Source organism: Streptomyces sp. NPDC059787, from assembly GCF_042732315.1.
GTDB lineage: Bacteria > Actinomycetota > Actinomycetes > Streptomycetales > Streptomycetaceae > Streptomyces > Streptomyces atrovirens.
On record NZ_JBHWHX010000021.1, the window covers coordinates 53,562 to 71,114 of the forward strand.

A 17,553-nucleotide genomic window follows, 5' to 3' on the forward strand; every position below is an offset into this window, starting at 1 on the left:
CCGTACATGTGCGCCGTGCACCCTTTGCATCGATATTGACGTAAAGGATCGGCGTACGCACCCAGCCCACGTACGAGGAGGCACCCGATGCGCGGAGCCACGCACGCCCGATGGGCCGTCTGCGCGGTGGCGGTCGCCCTCGCCGCGACCGCCTGCGGAGGCGAGAGCAGCGCCGACGACGCCGGTGCCGTACTGAGCGCCTCCTGGGGCGACCCGCAGAACCCGCTGGAGCCGGCCAACACCAACGAGGTCCAGGGCGGCAAGGTCCTCGACATGATCTTCCGGGGCCTGAAGCGGTACGACCCGGTCACCGGCGAGGCGAAGGACATGCTCGCCGAGAGGATCGAGACCTCCGACTCGCAGAACTTCACCGTCACCGTCAAGGACGGCTGGACCTTCAGCAACGGCGAGAAGGTCACCGCCCGGTCCTTCGTCGACGCCTGGAACTACGGCGCGAGCCTGAGGAACAACCAGCGCAACGCGTACTTCTTCGGCTACATCGAGGGCTACGACGAGGTCCACCCCGAGGACGGCGGCAAGCAGACCGCCGACACCCTGTCCGGCCTGAAGGCCGTCGACGACCGCACCTTCACCGTCGCGCTCACCCAGAAGTTCTCGACCTTCCCCGACACCCTCGGCTACAACGCCTTCGCCCCGCTGCCCCGCGCCTTCTTCGACGACCACGACGCCTGGGTGAGGAAGCCCGTCGGCAACGGCCCGTACCTGGTCGACTCGTACACCCGCGGCTCGCAGATGTCCCTGCGCACCCGGTCCGACTACCCCGGCCCCGACAAGGCCCGCAACGGCGGCGTCGACCTCAAGGTCTACACCGACAGCAACACCGCCTACACCGACCTGATGGCCGGCAACCTCGACCTGGTCGACGACGTCCCCGCCGCCCAGCTCAGGAACGTGAGGAGCGACCTCGGCGACCGCTACCTCAACACCCCCGCCGGCATCCTCCAGACCCTCGCCTTCCCCTACTACGACGACGCCTGGAGCAGACCCGGCGCGGAGAAGGTCCGCAAGGGCCTGTCCATGGCCATCGACCGCGAGCAGATCACCGACACGCTCTTCCGCGGGACCCGCACCCCCGCCACCGACTGGACCTCCCCGGTCCTCGGCGAGGACGGCGGCTACCGGGCCGGCCTGTGCGGGGAGTACTGCGCGTACAAGCCGGACGAGGCCAGGAAGCTCGTCCAGGAGGGCGGCGGGCTGCCCGGCGGCAAGGTGACCATCACCTACAACGCGGACACCGGCTCCCACCGCGCCTGGGTCGACGCCGTCTGCAACTCCATCAACAACGCGCTGGACGACGAGCGCGCCTGTGTCGCCGCACCGGTCGGCACCTTCGCCGACTACCGCAACCGGATCACCGGCCGCAAGATGGGCGGCCCGTTCCGCGCCGGCTGGCAGATGGACTACCCGCTCATCCAGAACTTCCTCCAGCCGCTCTACTACACGGACGCCTCCTCCAACGACGGCAAGTGGTCCGACGAGAAGTTCGACGACCTCGTCGACCGGGCCAACCGGGAGACCGACCCCGCCAAGGCCGTCGGCCTGTTCCAGCAGGCCGAGGAGGTCGTCCGCGACCACATGGCCGCCATCCCGCTCTGGTACCAGAACGGCAGCGCCGGCTGGTCCGAACGCCTCTCCGACGTCAGGCTCAACCCCTTCAGCGTCCCCGTCTACGACCAGATCAAGGTGAGCTGAACCGCCATGGGACGCTACGTCGTCCAGCGGCTGCTCCAGATGATCCCGGTCTTCGTCGGGGCCACGCTGCTGATCTTCCTGATGGTCAACGTGATGGGCGACCCGATCGCGGGCCTCTGCGGCGAACGCCGGTGCGACCGGGCGACCGCGGGGCGGCTGCGGCAGGAGTTCGGCCTCGACCGGCCGGTCTGGCAGCAGTACCTGACCTACATGGGGAACGTCTTCACCGGCGACTTCGGCACGGCCTTCAACGGCCAGGAGGTCACCGAGCTGATGTCGACGGCGTTCCCCGTCACCATCCGCCTCACCCTGATCGCGATCGTCTTCGAGATCGTCGTCGGCGTCAGCCTCGGCGTGGTCACCGGCCTGCGCCGGGGCCGCCCCGTCGACACCGGCGTCCTGCTGTTCACCCTCGTCGTCATCTCCGTGCCCACCTTCGTCACCGGCCTGCTGCTCCAGCTGCTGCTCGGCGTGGAGTGGGGCTGGATCCGGCCCTCGGTCTCCACCGAGGCACCCTTCGCCGAACTGCTCCTGCCCGGCCTGGTCCTGGCCTCCGTCTCCCTCGCCTACGTGACCCGGCTGACCCGCACCTCCATCGCCGAGAACCGGCGCTCCGACTACGTCCGCACCGCCGTCGCCAAGGGCCTGCCCCACCACCGGGTGGTCGTGAGGCACCTGCTGCGCAACTCCCTCATCCCCGTGGTCACCTTCATCGGCGCCGACATCGGCTTCCTCATGGGCGGCGCGATCGTCACCGAGCGGATCTTCAACATCCACGGCGTCGGCTACCAGCTCTACCAGGGCATCCTGCGGCAGAGCACCCAGACCGTCGTCGGCTTCGTCACCGTGCTCGTGCTGGTCTTCCTGGTCGCCAACCTCGTCGTCGACCTCCTCTACGCCGTACTGGACCCGAGGATCCGCTATGCCTGAGCAGCACTACGAACCCGAGCCCGCCGTCGCGGGGGCCGCCATCGGCGGCACCGTGGACGTGGGCGTCGAGGAGGCCGGGCCCCTGGAGAAGCGGCCGAAGGGCCGAGGCGGCCCCGGACCACGGGACAAGCCGCGCTCCCTGTGGTCCGACGCCTGGCGCGACCTGCGCCGCAACCCCGTCTTCCTCGTCTCGGGCCTGGTCATCCTCTTCCTCGTCTTCATCTCCCTGTGGCCCTCGGCGATCGCCCCCGGCAGCCCTCTCAAGTGCGACCTGTCCAAGGCCCAGGAGGGCGCCCGGGCCGGCCACCCCTTCGGCTTCGACGGCCAGGGCTGTGACGTCTACACCCGCACCGTCCACGGCGCCCGTACGTCCGTCACGGTCGGTGTCCTCGCCACCCTGGGCGTCGCGGTCCTGGGCAGCGTCCTGGGCGCCCTGGCGGGCTTCTTCGGGGGCGTCTGGGACTCCGTCCTCTCCCGCGTCACCGACGTCTTCTTCGCCATTCCGGTCGTCCTCGGCGGACTGGTGCTGCTGTCGGTCATCACCAGCAACACCGTCTGGCCCGTCATCGGCTTCATCGTGCTGCTGGGCTGGCCGCAGATCTCCCGCATCGCCCGCGGCTCCGTCATCACCGTCAAACAGAACGACTACGTCCAGGCCGCGCGGGCCCTCGGCGCCTCCCACTCCCGCCTGATGCTCCGGCACATCGCCCCCAACGCCGTCGCCCCGGTCATCGTCGTCGCGACCATCGCGCTCGGCACCTACATCGCCCTGGAGGCCACCCTGTCCTACCTCGGCGTCGGTCTGAAGCCGCCCAGCGTCTCCTGGGGCATCGACATCTCCGCCGCCTCCCCGTACGTCCGCAACGCCCCGCACGCGCTGCTGTGGCCCTCCGGGGCCCTCGCGGTCACCGTCCTGGCGTTCATCATGCTCGGCGACGCGGTGCGCGACGCCCTCGACCCGAAGCTGAGGTGAGCCACCGTGCTGCTCGAAGTGCGGGACCTGCACGTGGAGTTCCACACCCGTGACGGGGTCGCGAAGGCCGTCGACGGCGTCAGCTACGGCGTGGACGCGGGCGAGACCCTGGCCGTGCTCGGCGAGTCCGGCTCCGGCAAGTCCGTGACCGCGCAGGCCGTCATGGGCATCCTCGACACGCCACCCGGCCGGATCACCGGCGGCGAGGTGCTGTTCCAGGGCCGGGACCTGCTGAAGCTGAAGGAGGACGAACGCCGCAGGGTCCGGGGCGCCGAGATGGCGATGATCTTCCAGGACGCGCTGTCGTCGCTCAACCCCGTGCTCTCCGTCGGCGACCAGCTCGCCGAGATGTTCACCGTGCACCGGGGCATGTCCCGCAAGGACGCGCGGGCCAGGGCCGTCGAGCTGATGGACCGGGTGCGCATCCCCGCCGCCCGGGAGCGGGTCGGGCAGTACCCGCACCAGTTCTCCGGCGGCATGCGCCAGCGCATCATGATCGCGATGGCGCTGGCCCTGGAACCCGCCCTGATCATCGCCGACGAACCCACCACCGCCCTCGACGTCACCGTCCAGGCCCAGGTCATGGAGCTGCTCGCGGAACTCCGGCGCGAGCTGCGCACGGGCCTGATCCTCATCACCCACGACCTGGGCGTGGTCGCCGACGTCGCCGACCGCATCGCCGTGATGTACGCGGGCCGGATCGTCGAATCGGCCCCCGTGCACGACATCTACAAGGCCCCGGCACACCCGTACACCCGAGGCCTGCTGGACTCCGTCCCGCGCCTGGACCTCAAGGGCCGGGAGCTCTACGCCATCAAGGGCCTGCCGCCCAACCTCACGCACGTTCCGCCGGGCTGCGCCTTCCACCCCCGCTGCCCACTGGCCCGCGACGTCTGCCGCACCGACGAACCCCCGCCGTACGAGGTCTCGCCGACGCGGAGGAGCGCCTGCCACTTCTGGAGGGAGTGCCTGAATGGCTGAGCCGGTCCTGGAGGTCAGCGACCTGGTCAAGCACTACCCGCTGACGCGGGGTGTCGTCTTCCGCAAGCAGGTCGGCGCCGTACGGGCGGTCGACGGCGTGGACTTCACGCTCGGCCGGGGCGAAACACTGGGCATCGTCGGCGAGTCCGGCTGCGGCAAGTCCACGGTCGCGAAGATGCTGGTCAACCTCGAACGCCCGACGGCCGGTTCGATCCGCTACAAGGGCGAGGACATCACCAGGCTGTCGGGCCGTGCGCTGAAGGCCGTACGCCGCAACATCCAGATGGTGTTCCAGGACCCGTACACCTCCCTCAACCCCCGTATGACGGTGGGCGACATCATCGGGGAGCCGTACGACATCCATCCCGAGGCGGCCCCGAAGGGCGACCGGCGGCGGAGGGTCCAGGACCTGCTGGACGTCGTCGGCCTCGACCCGGAGTACGTCAACCGCTATCCGCACCAGTTCTCCGGCGGCCAGCGCCAGCGCATCGGCATCGCGCGGGGCCTGGCACTGCGCCCCGAGGTGATCGTCGCCGACGAACCGGTCTCCGCGCTGGACGTGTCGGTGCAGGCCCAGGTCGTCAACCTGATGGACCGGCTGCAGTCCGAGTTCGGTCTGGCGTACGTGTTCATCGCGCACGACCTGTCGATCGTCCGGCACATCTCCGACCGGGTCGGGGTGATGTACCTGGGGCGGATCGTGGAGACCGGCACGGAGACCGAGATCTACGAGCACCCCACGCACCCGTACACCCAGGCCCTGCTCTCCGCCGTGCCCGTACCGGATCCGGAGGCCGGGGAACACCGCGAGCGGATCATCCTCAGCGGTGACGTGCCGTCGCCGACGGACGTCCCGTCCGGCTGCCGCTTCCGCACCCGCTGCCGGAAGGCGCGGGAGCGCTGCGCGCTGGAGGTGCCGGCGCTCGCGGTGCCCGAGTGGTTCCGTACGGCCGGAGGGCCGGTGGCGCACGACTCGGCCTGCCACTTCGCGGAGGAGAAGGTCCCGGTGCCCGTGGAAGGACACGGCAACGGGCCGGGGTGACATGGCGCACCCCGGCCCGCTTACGGCACCCGCACGGCCGTACGCTGATCAGCGTGCCGTGTCCGTATATCGGTACCGCTTCCGTGAAGTTGCGTGCGTGTTAACGCGGTTCGTCCCCGTTTGTGATCCCCAGCGAGCGCTTGAGGAAGCCGAGCTGGAGCCGGAGCAGGTTCTCGGCGACCTCCTCCTGCGGGGTCATGTGGGTGACACCGGACAGGGGCAGCACCTCGTGCGGCCGGCCGGCCGCCAGCAGCGCGGAGGAGAGCCGCAGGGAGTGGGCGACCACCACGTTGTCGTCCGCGAGGCCGTGGATGATCATCATCGGGCGGTGCGGTGCGGCGGCGTCGACCAGGCCCGCGTCGTCGATCACCGAGTTGCGGCGGTAGACCTCCGGCTGCTCGTCCGGGTGGCCGATGTAGCGCTCCTGGTAGTGGGTGTCGTACAGGCGCAGGTCGGTGACCGGGGCGCCCACCACGGCCGCGTGGAAGACGTCGGGCCGGCGCAGGGCGGCGAGGGCCGCCAGGTACCCGCCGAAGGACCAGCCCCGGACGGCGACCCGGTCCAGGTCGAGCGGGAAGTCGGCGGCGAGCGCCTGGAGGGCGTCCACCTGGTCCTGGACGACGAGGGCGGCGATGTCGTCCCGGACGGACTTCTCCCAGGCGGGCGAGCGGCCCGGCGTCCCGCGCCCGTCCGCGACGATCACCGCGAACCCCTGGTCGGCGAACCACTGCGAGGTCAGGTGCGGGTTGTGGGCGGCGAGCACCCGCTGCCCGTGCGGGCCGCCATAGGGGTCCATGAGCACCGGCAGAGGGGTGTCACCGGCGTAGTCCCGGGGCATAAGCACGGCGCACGGAATTTTGCGTGCGCCCCCCTGGGTCAGCGTCACGCGGGGGGACATACCGGGGTCTTCGGCGTACGAGGGGACAGTCGCCGTCGGTTTCCCGTCACGCAGCACCTGGACCCGCGAACCTGGCCGGTCCGGGACCGCCGAGACGAGTACGGTCACGCCCCCGGCGCGTACCGCCGAGTGCACACCGGGCTCCTGCGAGACGCGCTCCACGCCGAGTTCGTTCACCCGGTAGACGTGCACCTCGCCGATCTCGGGGTCGGCGGCCTCCTCGCCCGCCGACGCCGAGACCAGCACGTCGTCGTCGGAGACGTCCAGTACGGCGCGGATGTGCAACTGCGCTCCGGTGAGCGGTCGTTCACCGACGGCGAGTCGTCGCGCACCCCCCTCGTCCGCGATCCGGACCAACTGCCCGGAAGGGCTCCAGCACGGCACCCCGGGGAAAAGTTCCAGCCAAATCGGATCTTCGTCGGCGTGCACCATCCGGGTCGCCCCGGAGTCCGGGTCCACGGCCAGGATCAGCGCGGCGCGCTGGTCGCGCGCCTGGACGAGGAGCAGCGGGGCACCCGCCGCTGACCAGTGCACATGTGCCAGATACGGGTAGCGCGCCCGGTCCCAGGAGACCTCCGTGCGCGTTCCGTCGAGGCCGATCACGAACAGCCGGACGTCCGCGTTCGGGGTGCCCGCCGCCGGGTACGCCACCCGCTGCGGCTCCCGCTCCGGATGTGCCGGGTCGGAGATCCACCAGCGCCGTACCGGCGTGTCGTCCACGCGCGCCACCAGCAGCCGGTCCGACTCCGGAGCCCACCAGAAGCCCCGCGAGCGGCTCATCTCCTCGGCCGCGACGAACTCGGCCAGACCGTAGGTGACGCCCTCCGACTCCGGGCCGGCGAGGGCCCGTTCGTCCGCCCCCTCGGCCCCCACGACGCGCAGCGCGCCCCGGGAGACGTAGGCGACGTACCGCCCGTCGGGCGACGGACGCGGGTCGATCACCGGCCCCGGCACGCGCAGTTCACGTGCCGTCCCGGCCCGCAGTTCGGCCGTGAAAAGCCGCCCTGACAAGGCGAAAGACGCCAACTCGACGGCGGCGTCGGTGGCGTAGCCGACGATGCCGGAGCCGCCCTCACGGCTCCGTTCACGCCGTGCGCGCTCCTCGGCGGAGAGGTTCTCCGAGGCCCCGCCCAGGAGGGCGCGCGGGTCGGCCGCCACGCGCTCCCCGCCCCCTTCCGTATCGAGGACCCAGAGTGAATTGGCCCGGTCCGTACCGGAACCGGAGCGCAGGAACGCGACACGTGAGCCGTCGGGAGCCACGCTGAACGAACGCGGCGCGCCGAGCGTGAAGCGCAGGGTACGGGCGTGCCGTCGGGGGAAGGAGTCGGTCTCGGTCGTCATGCCTTGACCATATTGGCCATGCGCCCCCTTGTGCGGCCGTGCGCCGACCGATGCGCACGTACGGATAGTTATGATCGTTAGCGCATAGTGGGTATGAACCTGCTGGCTGCTGTGTCGCTTTACCTGCCCCCATGTTCCTACGTCCCCTTACCCCCGCGCCCTGGGACCTTTGGAGGTGAACCGCCGTGGCACTCTCGATTTCGGCGGTGGTGCTGCTGGCGATCATCGTCTTCCTGCTGGTCAAGAAGTCGGGCCTGAAGGCAGGGCATGCCGTGGTGTGCATGCTGCTCGGCTTCTACCTCGCCTCGTCGACGATCGCCCCGACCATCAGCGAGCTGACGACGAACATCGCGGGGATGATCGGCAGCATCAACTTCTGAGCGGCTGTCCCGTCTTCCGGCCGGGTCCCGAGGAGCGTCCCGGGACTCAGCCGGAGTCCACGTCCTGCCCGCCCTCCCGCCCTCCCTGTCCGTGCCGGGTCCCGTGGGGTCCGGACCGGCGGCGCCCGGCGGGGAGCCGGCCGTCGGCGACGGCCGGAGCGGGCGATCCTCCCGACTCGCGCCCGTCGCCCCCTCGCCCGTTACCCGTCGGTAGGGAATGATGGCGGGGCCATCATCCACGCGCGCAGGGCGGAGCCGACGGTGACGACTTCCCAGGAACAGGGCAAGGAACGGAGCGAGGAGCGGACCAGGGTGCACGTCTTCCGGGACGACGCCCTGGGCGACCACGACGCGGTCGGCCTCGCCCGCGCGATCCGCCGGCGCGAGGTCGGTGCCGCCGAGGCCGCCCGTGACGCGGTGGCCCGGGTCAGGGCCGTCGAGTCCCGGCTCAACGCGGTCCAGACGCACCTCGACGTCCCGGCGCACGGCGTGGACGGTGCGTTGAGCGGTGTGCCGACCTTCGTCAAGGACAACACCGACTACCGGGGGCTGCCCACGGGCCACGGCAGCGCCGCGTTCGCACCCCGCGCCGCCCGGCGGCACGCCCCGTTCACCCGCCAGTTCCTGAGCACCGGCGTCACGGTGCTCGGCAAGACCCGGCTGCCCGAGTTCGGGTTCAGCCCCACCACGGAGTACGAGGGCGCCGAACCCGTCCGCAACCCGTGGCACACGGACCACTCGGCGGGCGGCTCGTCCGGCGGCAGCGCGGCACTCGTCGCCGCCGGCGCGGTACCGATCGCGCACGCCAACGACGGCGGCGGTTCGATCCGGATCCCCGCCGCCTGCTGCGGCCTCGTCGGACTGAAGCCGACCCGCGGTCGGATGGTGGCGAACGCGCAGGGGCGTCAGTTGCCGATCGACCTCGTCGTCGACGGCGTGGTCAGCCGCTCGGTACGCGACAGCGCGGCGTTCCTCGCGGCGGCGGAACAGCACTGGCGCAACCCGAAGCTGCCGCCCGTCGGCCTGGTCGAGGGCCCCTCGGGGCGACGCCTGCGCATCGGGCTCCTGGTGGACTCCCCGAACGGCGTCCGCTCCGACGACGACACCCGCGCGGCGGTGACGGAGACGGCCCAGCGCCTGGAGCGGCTCGGTCACACCGTGGAACCGGTGGAGCTCTCCATCGACCCGCACTTCACCGACGACTTCCTCACCTACTGGGGCATGCTGTCGTTCCTGATCGGCGTCACCGGCAGGACGCTGGGCACGGACTTCGACCGCCGCCGCATGGACGGGTTGAGCCGGGGCCTGCGCGAAACGTACGTGAGGGACTGGCGTACCACGCCGGCCGTACTGCGCCGACTGAAGCGCACACGCGAGGCGTACGCGGCCGGGTTCCGCGGCCTCGACGTGCTCCTCTCCCCGGTCCTGGCCCACACCACGCCGAGGATCGGCCACCTCAGCCCGACCGTCCCGTACGCCACGCTGATCGAACGGCTCCTGAACTACGTGGCGTTCACCCCGGTCGACAATGTCGTCGGCACACCGTCGCTCTCGCTGCCGTCCGCGAGCGCGACACCGGACGGGCTGCCCGTCGGCGTCATGTTCTCGGGCCGCCCCGGCGCCGAACGGACCCTGCTGGAGCTGGCGTTCGCCCTGGAGGCGGACCGGCCGTTCCGGCGGCTCCGGGACGTCTGAGGGGGGCGGGGAGATGCTGACGAAAACCGTGAGCATCTCAGCCCTCACTGTCTTCGACCTGCTCGTTTGAGCGCCTGGGTGACGTTGCTCTGCCGACTGCTCACGTTTTCGGCGGAGTGCGGCCTCCCCGACCGCGTGTCGCCACGGCGAGGCGAGGTGGGGAACATTCCGCGTCCCCGGCCCGGAACCGGATCACCGGGCCCGCCCGCTCCCCGGGCACCGCCCCGCCGTCCGTCAGAGCAGAAGCAGCACCGCCGCGCCCCACAGCACCGTCAGGGCCACCAACGGAGGCCCGACCGGCATACCCTGCTGCCCCACCGGCGCCTCCTCCAGCGGTCTCAGCTCCGGGCGGAGCAGCAGCGCCCGCACCTCCTCGGCGACGCGCTCCGCACCCGGCTCGCGGCCCAGACGGCGCTCCAGCCACGCCCAGCCGGTGGGGGAGATCTCCACGGGGGAGTCCTTGGCCCGGCCGACGCGGACGCCGTCGTCGGAGTGCCGCACGGACGTGATCACGTTCCACGGAACCCGCCGCACACGCCATGCCCCGGTCACCCACAATCCGTCACGGTCGGCGGTGATCCGCCAGGTGAGTGCCGTCGACACGGCCGTCACCAGCCACGGCAGGCCCACGGCCAACCACAGCCAGGTCCACGACGGCCCCTCGTCGAGCGCGGCCCAGGTGCCGCCGCCCTGCACCAGCAGCAGACCGAGGCCGACCGCACGCGAGAAGCCGTGAGCCCTCCACACCCGCGGGCCCGCCGTGAGCGTCATGCCGGTGGCGACCTCGTCGACGGACCGCTGCGGGCTCTCCCGCCCACGGCGCTGCGGCCCGCGCTCCACCCACCCCCGGACGGCCGGTTTCACCGCGGTGACGCTGCATTCCACCGCCACCTCGGCGTCGTCCGCGTCGTCGCGCGAGACGAAGGCGACTTCGGCGCCGGCGTAGGGGACGCCGTACAGGACGGCCTCCCGCAGCGGCGGGGTGGGGCCCCCGCCCCGGAGGATCTCCGTGAGCCTGTCGAGTTCGACGCCGGCTGCGGGGCCGTCGCCCGCGTCGCGGCCGTCCTCCTCGTCGTCCTCGTCCTCGGAGACGTACAGCGAGTGGAAGTGCAGGATCGGCCGGAGGCCCTCCGGGTCGTCGGCCGCGAACACCCAGGTGCGGCCGTCGTCGTGGCCCTCGCGCACCAGCACGTGCAGCACCGGCAGCGGCCCGCGCCGCAGCCGCTCCGAACGCGTCCGCCCGGCCACGCCGTTCACGAGGAACACCAGCCCCGCGACGGAGCCGCCCAGCACCAGCAGCTCCCAGCCGAAGACGTCGTACGGCTCCGCGACCAGCGCCGCCCAGTCGCCGTCCACGACGATGTCGACCCGGCTGCCCACGGGGAAGTCCTCGGGGTAGGCCGTCTCGAAGCGATGGGTGAGCCCGTCGGCCGTCACCGTGAGGACGTCGGCGTCTTCGTCGCCCCGGTCCAGGGCCGTGACCCGTCCGGACAGTTCCGTGGCGCCCGCGGCCCGCTCCTCGTACGCGTGGACGACCTGCTGGGCCTGCCAGAAGCCGAACCCCGCGACGGCCAGCGACAGCACAGCCAGGACGAAGGAGATCCGGCCCCGGTGGAACGTCCGCGCGGCGGCGGGCAGCGGCTGTGCGACCGGCCCGGCCGCCTCCAGGGCCAGCGACCGCTGCCGCCCGGCGACGGCCAGCCGGTGGACGAGCCCGGTGGTGGTGAACGCGACGGCCACGAGGAACGTGAGCGCGGACGGTTGGCCGAACGCCGCCGTGAAGCCGTCCTCCACGGCGAGCCCCGTCAGTACGGCCGCGAGCCCCGCGAGCGCGAGCCGTGGCTGCCGCCACACCCAGTACAGGGTCGGCACCAGCACGACGACCGTCCCGAGGCCCGGCCAGTCGGTGCCGCACGGCTCGGCGGACGTACAGGGAGCGACGGGAGCCGCCGCCACGTCCCACACCAGCGAGACGGCCAATGCCAGGAGCGCCCACAGAGGGTGAGCCCACCGGGCGGGCGCGGCGGCGAGCCAGCGCTGGGCGTCGGGAGTCCGCCAGTCGGCGGTGCCGGGCGGTATGTGCTCGGCGGGCAACGGCACGGGATGTTTGGGCACCCGCGCATTATGGCCACACGCGTGGTCCGGCCGGTTCGGTGCTCCCCGCCCTGCCCGACCGCCACCGGCCTCCTCGCGGACCTCCACCGCCACGAGCCCCGGCTGTTCCTCCCGGCCTGCGACGCAGCCCACCTGGCCCCCGGTGCCGCCGCCTGGCGGACTTCCACCGCCACGAGCCCCGGCTGTTCCTCCCGGCCTGCGACGCAGCCCACCTGGCCCCCGGTGCCGCCGCCTGGCCGGAGCGGGACGTCACCCCTGCCGCCGTACGCCGCGCGCCGACCGCGGACCTGCCGCCCGAGGGCGTACGACGGTCCGCGGCCTTCCTGGCCCACCGCCTCGCCGACCGGCTCCAGGTCAGTTGCCGGATGCCGGCGATTCCGGGTTGCCCGAAGGAGCGGAACCGGGCGGGGGGCCGTCGGTCGGCGCCCCACTGGGCGGCTGACCGCCTCCGCCGCCGGGCGCGTTGCCGCCGGTGGGCTCGGTGCCGGTGTCGATGGGGACGGTCAGCTTCGCCGTGTAGCCGGCCTTCACCGACCCGCTCACGGTGGCGAGCTGGTGGACCCCGCCGTCGTCGCCGAAGACGTTGTCGGTCTTGAGGGTCAGCTGCGAGAGGTTCTCGACGGAGGACTCGTATCCGTCGGTGGCGAAGACGGTGTCGCAGATGTTCTTCGGGAGGGCCATCTGGGACGTCGACAGACGCTTGTCGTAGTCGGTGACGGAGTCGAGGTCGGGATAGACCTCGAAGTGCACGTGCGGCCAGCGGCCCGGGTAGCAGGCGGGGAAGACGCTGACGAACGTGACCCGGCCGTCGCTGTCGGCGACCTGCACGCCGCGCAGGTAGTTCTCGTCCTCGATCCCGCTGGAGTACAGGGAGTAGTTGCCGTCCCGGTCGCACTGCCAGGCGTAGACGGCCGCGCCGGCGAGCGGTTTGCCGTCGTTGACGATGTCCAGCACCGTGAACTCGAAAGTGAGGGGGATGCCCGGAGCGGTCGTCGTCGAGTCGCCGAAGCTCGAGCGGATGTCCTGGCGGACGATTCCGTCCTTGTCCAGGACGCTGACCCCGTTGGTGCCGTCCGCGGGGTAGGGGCCGTTGGTCTCGTCGGGGATCTCGGTGAGGCCGGACGACGACGCGGAGGCGGCGGCCTTCCCCGTGCCGCTGCTGGAGCCCGAGCCGCACGCCGCCAGCGCCGCCATGCCACCGACCCCTCCGAGGAAGGACAGGGCCCGCCTGCGGGAGAGGGTGCCCAGGTCGAAGCCGAGTCCCTGGTCGACGACCTCTTCCTCGGGGTTCGGAAGCAGGCGCCCCTGGTAGGCGGGGCCGTGGGGTGTCTGATCGGCTTTGGGCTTGCGCATCGGATGCCTTCCGTCGGAGGGTGACAGGTCCGTGAGGTCCGCATCGGGCCCCGTGAGCGGGGCGCCGTTGCCGATCCGAGGGGCAGCCTGGCACCGGAATCCATGACCCCGCTCGGTGCCGCCTGTGCGCCGGCTGGGAAGGGCGGACCGGCCGGCGACCGCGCCCGGTGAGGTCACGGGGCGGGTGCCGGGGAGCCGCGTCGGCCTTCCGGCCGGTGCCGGACCCGGCGTCGGCGCCGTATGCGACGACATCCGCCCGTGGACGGTCTCCCGCGCCACGGGGACGAGCACGCGGCCTCATAGGGTGGACCCCATGACGGAACTCCCCGACCGGCGTCTGCTGCTGGTGCACGCCCACCCGGACGACGAGTCGATCAACAACGGCGCGACCATGGCGCGGTACGCCGCCGAGGGCGCCCATGTGACGCTGGTCACCTGCACGCTCGGTGAGCGGGGCGAGGTCATCCCGCCCGAGCTGGGGCACCTGAGCGGGGCCGCCCTCGGCGGGCACCGGCTCGGGGAGCTGAAGGACGCGATGCGGGCGCTGGGGGTCGAGGACTTCCGGCTGCTCGGCGGGGCCGGGCGGTACTGCGACTCCGGGATGACGGGGCTGCCCGACAACGACGACCCCGGCTGCTTCTGGCAGGCCGACGTCGACCAGGCGGCGGGGCTGCTCGCCGAGGTGATCCTCGAGATCCGCCCCCAGGTCCTCGTCACCTACGACGACGACGGCGGCTACGGCCACCCCGACCACATCCAGGCCCACCGCGTCGCCATGCGCGCCGTCGAACTCGCCGCCGAGCGGGGCTGGGACGTCCCCAAGGTCTACTGGAACCGGGTGCCCCGGTCCGTCGCCGAGAAGTCCTTCGCCCGCCTCGACGGCGACCTGCCCGGCCTGCCCTTCGAGAAGGCGGGCACCCTCGGCGACGTACCGGGTGTCGTCGACGACGAGCAGGTCACCACCGCGATCGACGGCACCGCGTACGCCGCCGCCAAGGCCGCCGCGATGCGCGCCCACGTCACCCAGATCACCGTGGCCGAACCGTACTTCGTGCTCTCCAACGAACTCGCCCAGCCGCTCTTCACCACCGAGTACTACGAGTTGGTACGCGGCGAACGTCCCGAGGAGCGGGAGGGCGACCTGTTCGCCGGGATCGGGGAGGCGTCGTGAGCGACCGGTCGCCCTCCGTGCTCACCCAGCCGCTGCGGCCGCCCTCCGCCGGACGGGTCGCCGCCTGTCTGGGGCTGTTCCTGCTCGGCGCCGTGGTCGGTGCGGCCGGGGCGCTGGTGCAGCCCGCGTGGTTCCCCGGCGGGCTGCTGCTCGCCCTCGCCGCCGAGGCGGGGCTGGTCCTGGGGGCCACCCGCGCGCTCCGCAGCCGGGCCGGGGGCGCCTGGGCCGCCGGCGGCTGGATGCTCGTCGTCATCCTGCTCACCACCAGCCGTCCGGAAGGCGACTTCCTGTTCGCCGCGGGCGGCGGCTCCTATCTCTTCCTCCTCGGCGGCATCGCCGCGGCTGTGATCTGCGCCACCCTCGTCTCCGGACGGCAACCGGACGGCCCTCCCGCCCGACTTGGCAAGTGACGTACCACTTCGCCGTGTCATGGGCGTGCGGGTCCGGTGTGGGTTTCCCCGGCGGTACTGGGATACGGGCCGGACATGGCCAGTAAGGTGGTGCGCGCCGCCGAGCCTCCCTCGAACCCTCGGCTTCGCCCGAGCTGGGAGGACTCCCACCGTGAGGTCGTGACGGGCGGCGGAGCCAACCGGGAGAACCTGCCTTGAGTCGTGAAACTGACACTCCGTCCTCCGGGCCCAACGGGCGCGGCGGAGCCGCCTACCCGTCGGGCACGCCGCCCTACGGGATTCCGGCGATTCCGGACGAGGGTACGGACGCGGGCCGTTCGGCCGCGCGGCCGGAGGAACGCAAGACCGAGACCACGCTGACCACGCGGATCCGCATCAACATCCCCGGATCGCGGCCCATTCCGCCGGTCGTCGTGCGCAAGCCCGTCACGGACGCGGAGGGTAAGAGCGGTACCACTGACGCCGAGGCGGCGGCGCCGTCTCCGGTCCCGGCCGCCGACGCGGCCGAGCCTCCCGCCCAGCCCGCACAGTCCGACCGGTCCGACCGGCCGTCGGCCGAGGAGAAGCCGGCCAGCGACTGGTTCGCGCCGCGCAAGTCGGGCGGAGGCAAGGGCGGTCCGGCCGGCGGCTCCGCCAACGGGGCCGGTGCTCCGAGCGGTTCGGCTCCCGCCGCGGGCGGCGCCCCGAAGGCCCCTTCCGCGCCCGGTGGCGCGCGGCCGGGCGGCGTCGTCGGCTCCATGGGCGCGCCGGGCGGTTCCCGTTCCGGCGGCACGCAGGGTTCCGGACCCACCGGCGCGACCGGTGCGACCGGCGGGCCCGTGGCCCCCGGGCACGGCGGCGGCACCGGCTCCTTCGACGTGACCGAGGCGCTGGCCGCCGGGCCGGCGGGCCCCGGCGCGCGCCCGGGCGCGGGACACGGTGACGAGCCGCGCCGCGACGACCTGCCGTTCTTCACGGACGAGGCTCCCCGCACTCCCCAGTCCGGTCAGCGCGGCCCGCAGGGTCCCGCGGGCCCGACCACCGGACCGGCGACCGGCTCGAGTCCGGTCGCCCGCCAGGCGGGCAAGGGCTCCGGCGCTCCCGCCGTTCCCGGCGGTTCGGGCCTCCCCGCCCTCCCGGTCCGCCCCGGTGCCCAGTCCGGTCAGTCCGGTCAGGCGGGTCAGACGGGCCGGGGCGCCCCCGCGCGCCCCGGTGCCCAGGCGTCCCAGGGCGCCCCCGCAGGCTTCGCCGACCAGGGCGGCAGCCCCGGCGTCCCCGGCGGCGGTCTGAGCGACGACACCGCGATCCTCACCCCGCAGCGGCCCGCCCAGCCCGGCACCCCGGGCTACGGCCCCCGCCACGACAACGTCTCCGGGCACACCGTCACCAGCGGCATCCCGGTCGTCCCGCCGGGCGCGGACTTCAACGCCCCCGGCGCCCCGGCCGACGGCCCCCGGACGCACACGCCCCCGAAACTGCCCGAGCCGGTCTCCACGCCCCCGGCGAGCTCCTCGAAGCCGGCGAAGAAGAAGGGGCGCAACAAGCTCGTCCTGCTCTGCGGCTGCGTGGTCTTCCTCGCCGGTGTCGCCTACGGCGCCGGACTGCTGATGAACCGCTCCGACGTCCCGAAGGGCACCACCGTGCTCGGCGTCGACATCGGCGGCGGCACCCGCGACGAGGCCGTCAAGAAGCTCGACGGGGCCCTCGACGACCGGCTGAACCAGCCGCTGAAGCTGTCGGTCGACGGCAAGACCGTCGAACTGGAGCCGGACAACGCGGGTCTGCAGTTCGACACCGACGCCACCGTCGGCGGGGCCGCCGGCAGCGACTACAACCCGGTCAACGTCATCGGCTCCCTCATCGGCAACGAGCGCGTCGTCGAGCCGGTCATGCCCGTCGACGAGGAGAAGCTGCAGGCCGCCCTGGAGAACGCCGCCGGCGGCTCCGGCTCGGTGACCGAGGGCTCGATCAGGTTCGAGTCCGGCAAGGCCGTCCCGGTGTACCCCAAGGGCGGCCAGGGCATCGACGTCGCCAAGGCGGCCGACGTGGTGACGGAGGCGTACCGCACCCAGGTCGAGACCGGGAAGTCCGCCACGGTGAACGTCCCGACGGCCGCCCAGCAGCCGAAGGTCACCAAGGCCGAGGTCGACCGGATGATGAAGGAGTTCGCCGAGCCGGCGATGTCGGACATCGTGACCGTGCAGACCGACGCGGCGCACTCGGTCCCGATGAGCCCCGAGAACTCGCTGTGGAAGTTCCTCGGGGTCCAGGCCGTCAACGGCAAGCTGGCGGAGAAGCCCGACCTGAAGGCCTTGGAGGAGCTGTACGGCCAGGCGTTCGACGGCGTCCTCATCACCCGGGGCAACGGCAAGAAGACCCCGGTCACCCCCCAGGACGTCTACGGCGCCCTCCGCCTGGCACTGACCAGCAAGACCGACCGCGTCGCCGTCATCGAGACGAACCCGAGCTGACGTGACGCGCGGAGGCGGGGGGGCGCGGGGGGGGCCCCGGCCCCCCCCCCCCGGGTAGAAGAGCCCCCCCCCCCGGCCCCGCACCCCCCAAAATTAGAGAG

13 protein-coding genes are annotated in these 17,553 nt (G+C 72.5%); 10 read left to right on the top strand and 3 right to left on the bottom strand.

The features are described 5' to 3' along the window. The first annotated feature begins 87 nt into the window (after nt 1–87). The 5 genes from ACFV5H_RS20995 to ACFV5H_RS21015 are packed head-to-tail and all read left to right on the top strand — an operon-like array spanning nt 88 to nt 5,639. Nucleotides 88–1,713: an ABC transporter substrate-binding protein gene (locus ACFV5H_RS20995; protein ID WP_385196619.1), complete on the top strand. Its 1,626-nt coding sequence runs from the start codon at nt 88–90 to the stop codon at nt 1,711–1,713. A 6-nt stretch (nt 1,714–1,719) separates the two neighbouring features. Continuing rightward, complete coding sequence (locus ACFV5H_RS21000; protein WP_385053158.1) at nt 1,720–2,643, top strand: ABC transporter permease; 924 nt, start codon at nt 1,720–1,722, stop codon at nt 2,641–2,643. Continuing rightward, on the top strand, nt 2,636–3,616 hold the full coding sequence (locus ACFV5H_RS21005; RefSeq protein WP_385053155.1) for an ABC transporter permease: 981 nt from the start codon (nt 2,636–2,638) through the stop codon (nt 3,614–3,616). The genes ACFV5H_RS21000 and ACFV5H_RS21005 overlap by 8 nt, the downstream gene beginning before the upstream one ends. 6 nt (nt 3,617–3,622) lie before the next feature. Next, nucleotides 3,623–4,597, top strand: a complete 975-nt coding sequence (locus ACFV5H_RS21010; protein WP_385053153.1) for an ABC transporter ATP-binding protein — start codon at nt 3,623–3,625, stop codon at nt 4,595–4,597. Continuing rightward, nucleotides 4,590–5,639, top strand: a complete 1,050-nt coding sequence (locus ACFV5H_RS21015) for an ABC transporter ATP-binding protein (protein WP_385053150.1) — start codon at nt 4,590–4,592, stop codon at nt 5,637–5,639. Before ACFV5H_RS21010 ends, ACFV5H_RS21015 begins: the two co-directional genes overlap by 8 nt. A 100-nt stretch (nt 5,640–5,739) precedes the next feature. Here the strand turns inward: ACFV5H_RS21015 and ACFV5H_RS21020 are convergent, their stop codons facing one another. Continuing rightward, nucleotides 5,740–7,878: a prolyl oligopeptidase family serine peptidase gene (locus ACFV5H_RS21020; protein ID WP_385196621.1), complete on the bottom strand. Its 2,139-nt coding sequence runs from the start codon at nt 7,876–7,878 to the stop codon at nt 5,740–5,742. A gap of 185 nt (nt 7,879–8,063) precedes the next feature. Here ACFV5H_RS21020 and ACFV5H_RS21025 point away from each other — a divergent pair, with 185 nt between their 5' ends. Next, nucleotides 8,064–8,258, top strand: coding sequence for a hypothetical protein (locus tag ACFV5H_RS21025; RefSeq protein WP_030145837.1), 195 nt, complete (start codon nt 8,064–8,066; stop codon nt 8,256–8,258). A 261-nt stretch (nt 8,259–8,519) separates the two neighbouring features. Continuing rightward, complete coding sequence (locus ACFV5H_RS21030; RefSeq protein WP_385053144.1) at nt 8,520–9,953, top strand: amidase; 1,434 nt, start codon at nt 8,520–8,522, stop codon at nt 9,951–9,953. Between the two features lie 234 nt (nt 9,954–10,187). On the opposite strand, the gene ACFV5H_RS21035 is transcribed toward ACFV5H_RS21030, so the two are convergent. Together ACFV5H_RS21035 and ACFV5H_RS21040 are read right to left on the bottom strand one after the other, a co-directional pair. After that, nucleotides 10,188–12,068, bottom strand: coding sequence for a hypothetical protein (locus ACFV5H_RS21035; RefSeq protein ID WP_385196623.1), 1,881 nt, complete (start codon nt 12,066–12,068; stop codon nt 10,188–10,190). Between the two features lie 354 nt (nt 12,069–12,422). After that, on the bottom strand, nt 12,423–13,421 hold the full coding sequence (locus ACFV5H_RS21040) for an intradiol ring-cleavage dioxygenase (RefSeq protein ID WP_385196626.1): 999 nt from the start codon (nt 13,419–13,421) through the stop codon (nt 12,423–12,425). Between the two features lie 313 nt (nt 13,422–13,734). Here ACFV5H_RS21040 and mshB point away from each other — a divergent pair, with 313 nt between their 5' ends. The 3 genes from mshB to ACFV5H_RS21055 all read left to right on the top strand — a co-directional run bounded on the left by mshB (nt 13,735) and on the right by ACFV5H_RS21055 (nt 17,452). After that, entirely contained in the window at nt 13,735–14,592 is an 858-nt protein-coding gene (mshB, locus tag ACFV5H_RS21045; protein ID WP_385053136.1) for an N-acetyl-1-D-myo-inositol-2-amino-2-deoxy-alpha-D-glucopyranoside deacetylase, read from the top strand. Further along, nucleotides 14,589–15,002, top strand: a complete 414-nt coding sequence (locus ACFV5H_RS21050) for a DUF6113 family protein (protein WP_385196628.1) — start codon at nt 14,589–14,591, stop codon at nt 15,000–15,002. Before mshB ends, ACFV5H_RS21050 begins: the two co-directional genes overlap by 4 nt. A gap of 194 nt (nt 15,003–15,196) precedes the next feature. After that, nucleotides 15,197–17,452, top strand: coding sequence for a hypothetical protein (locus ACFV5H_RS21055; protein WP_385196630.1), 2,256 nt, complete (start codon nt 15,197–15,199; stop codon nt 17,450–17,452). The last annotated feature ends 101 nt before the right edge of the window (nt 17,453–17,553 follow it).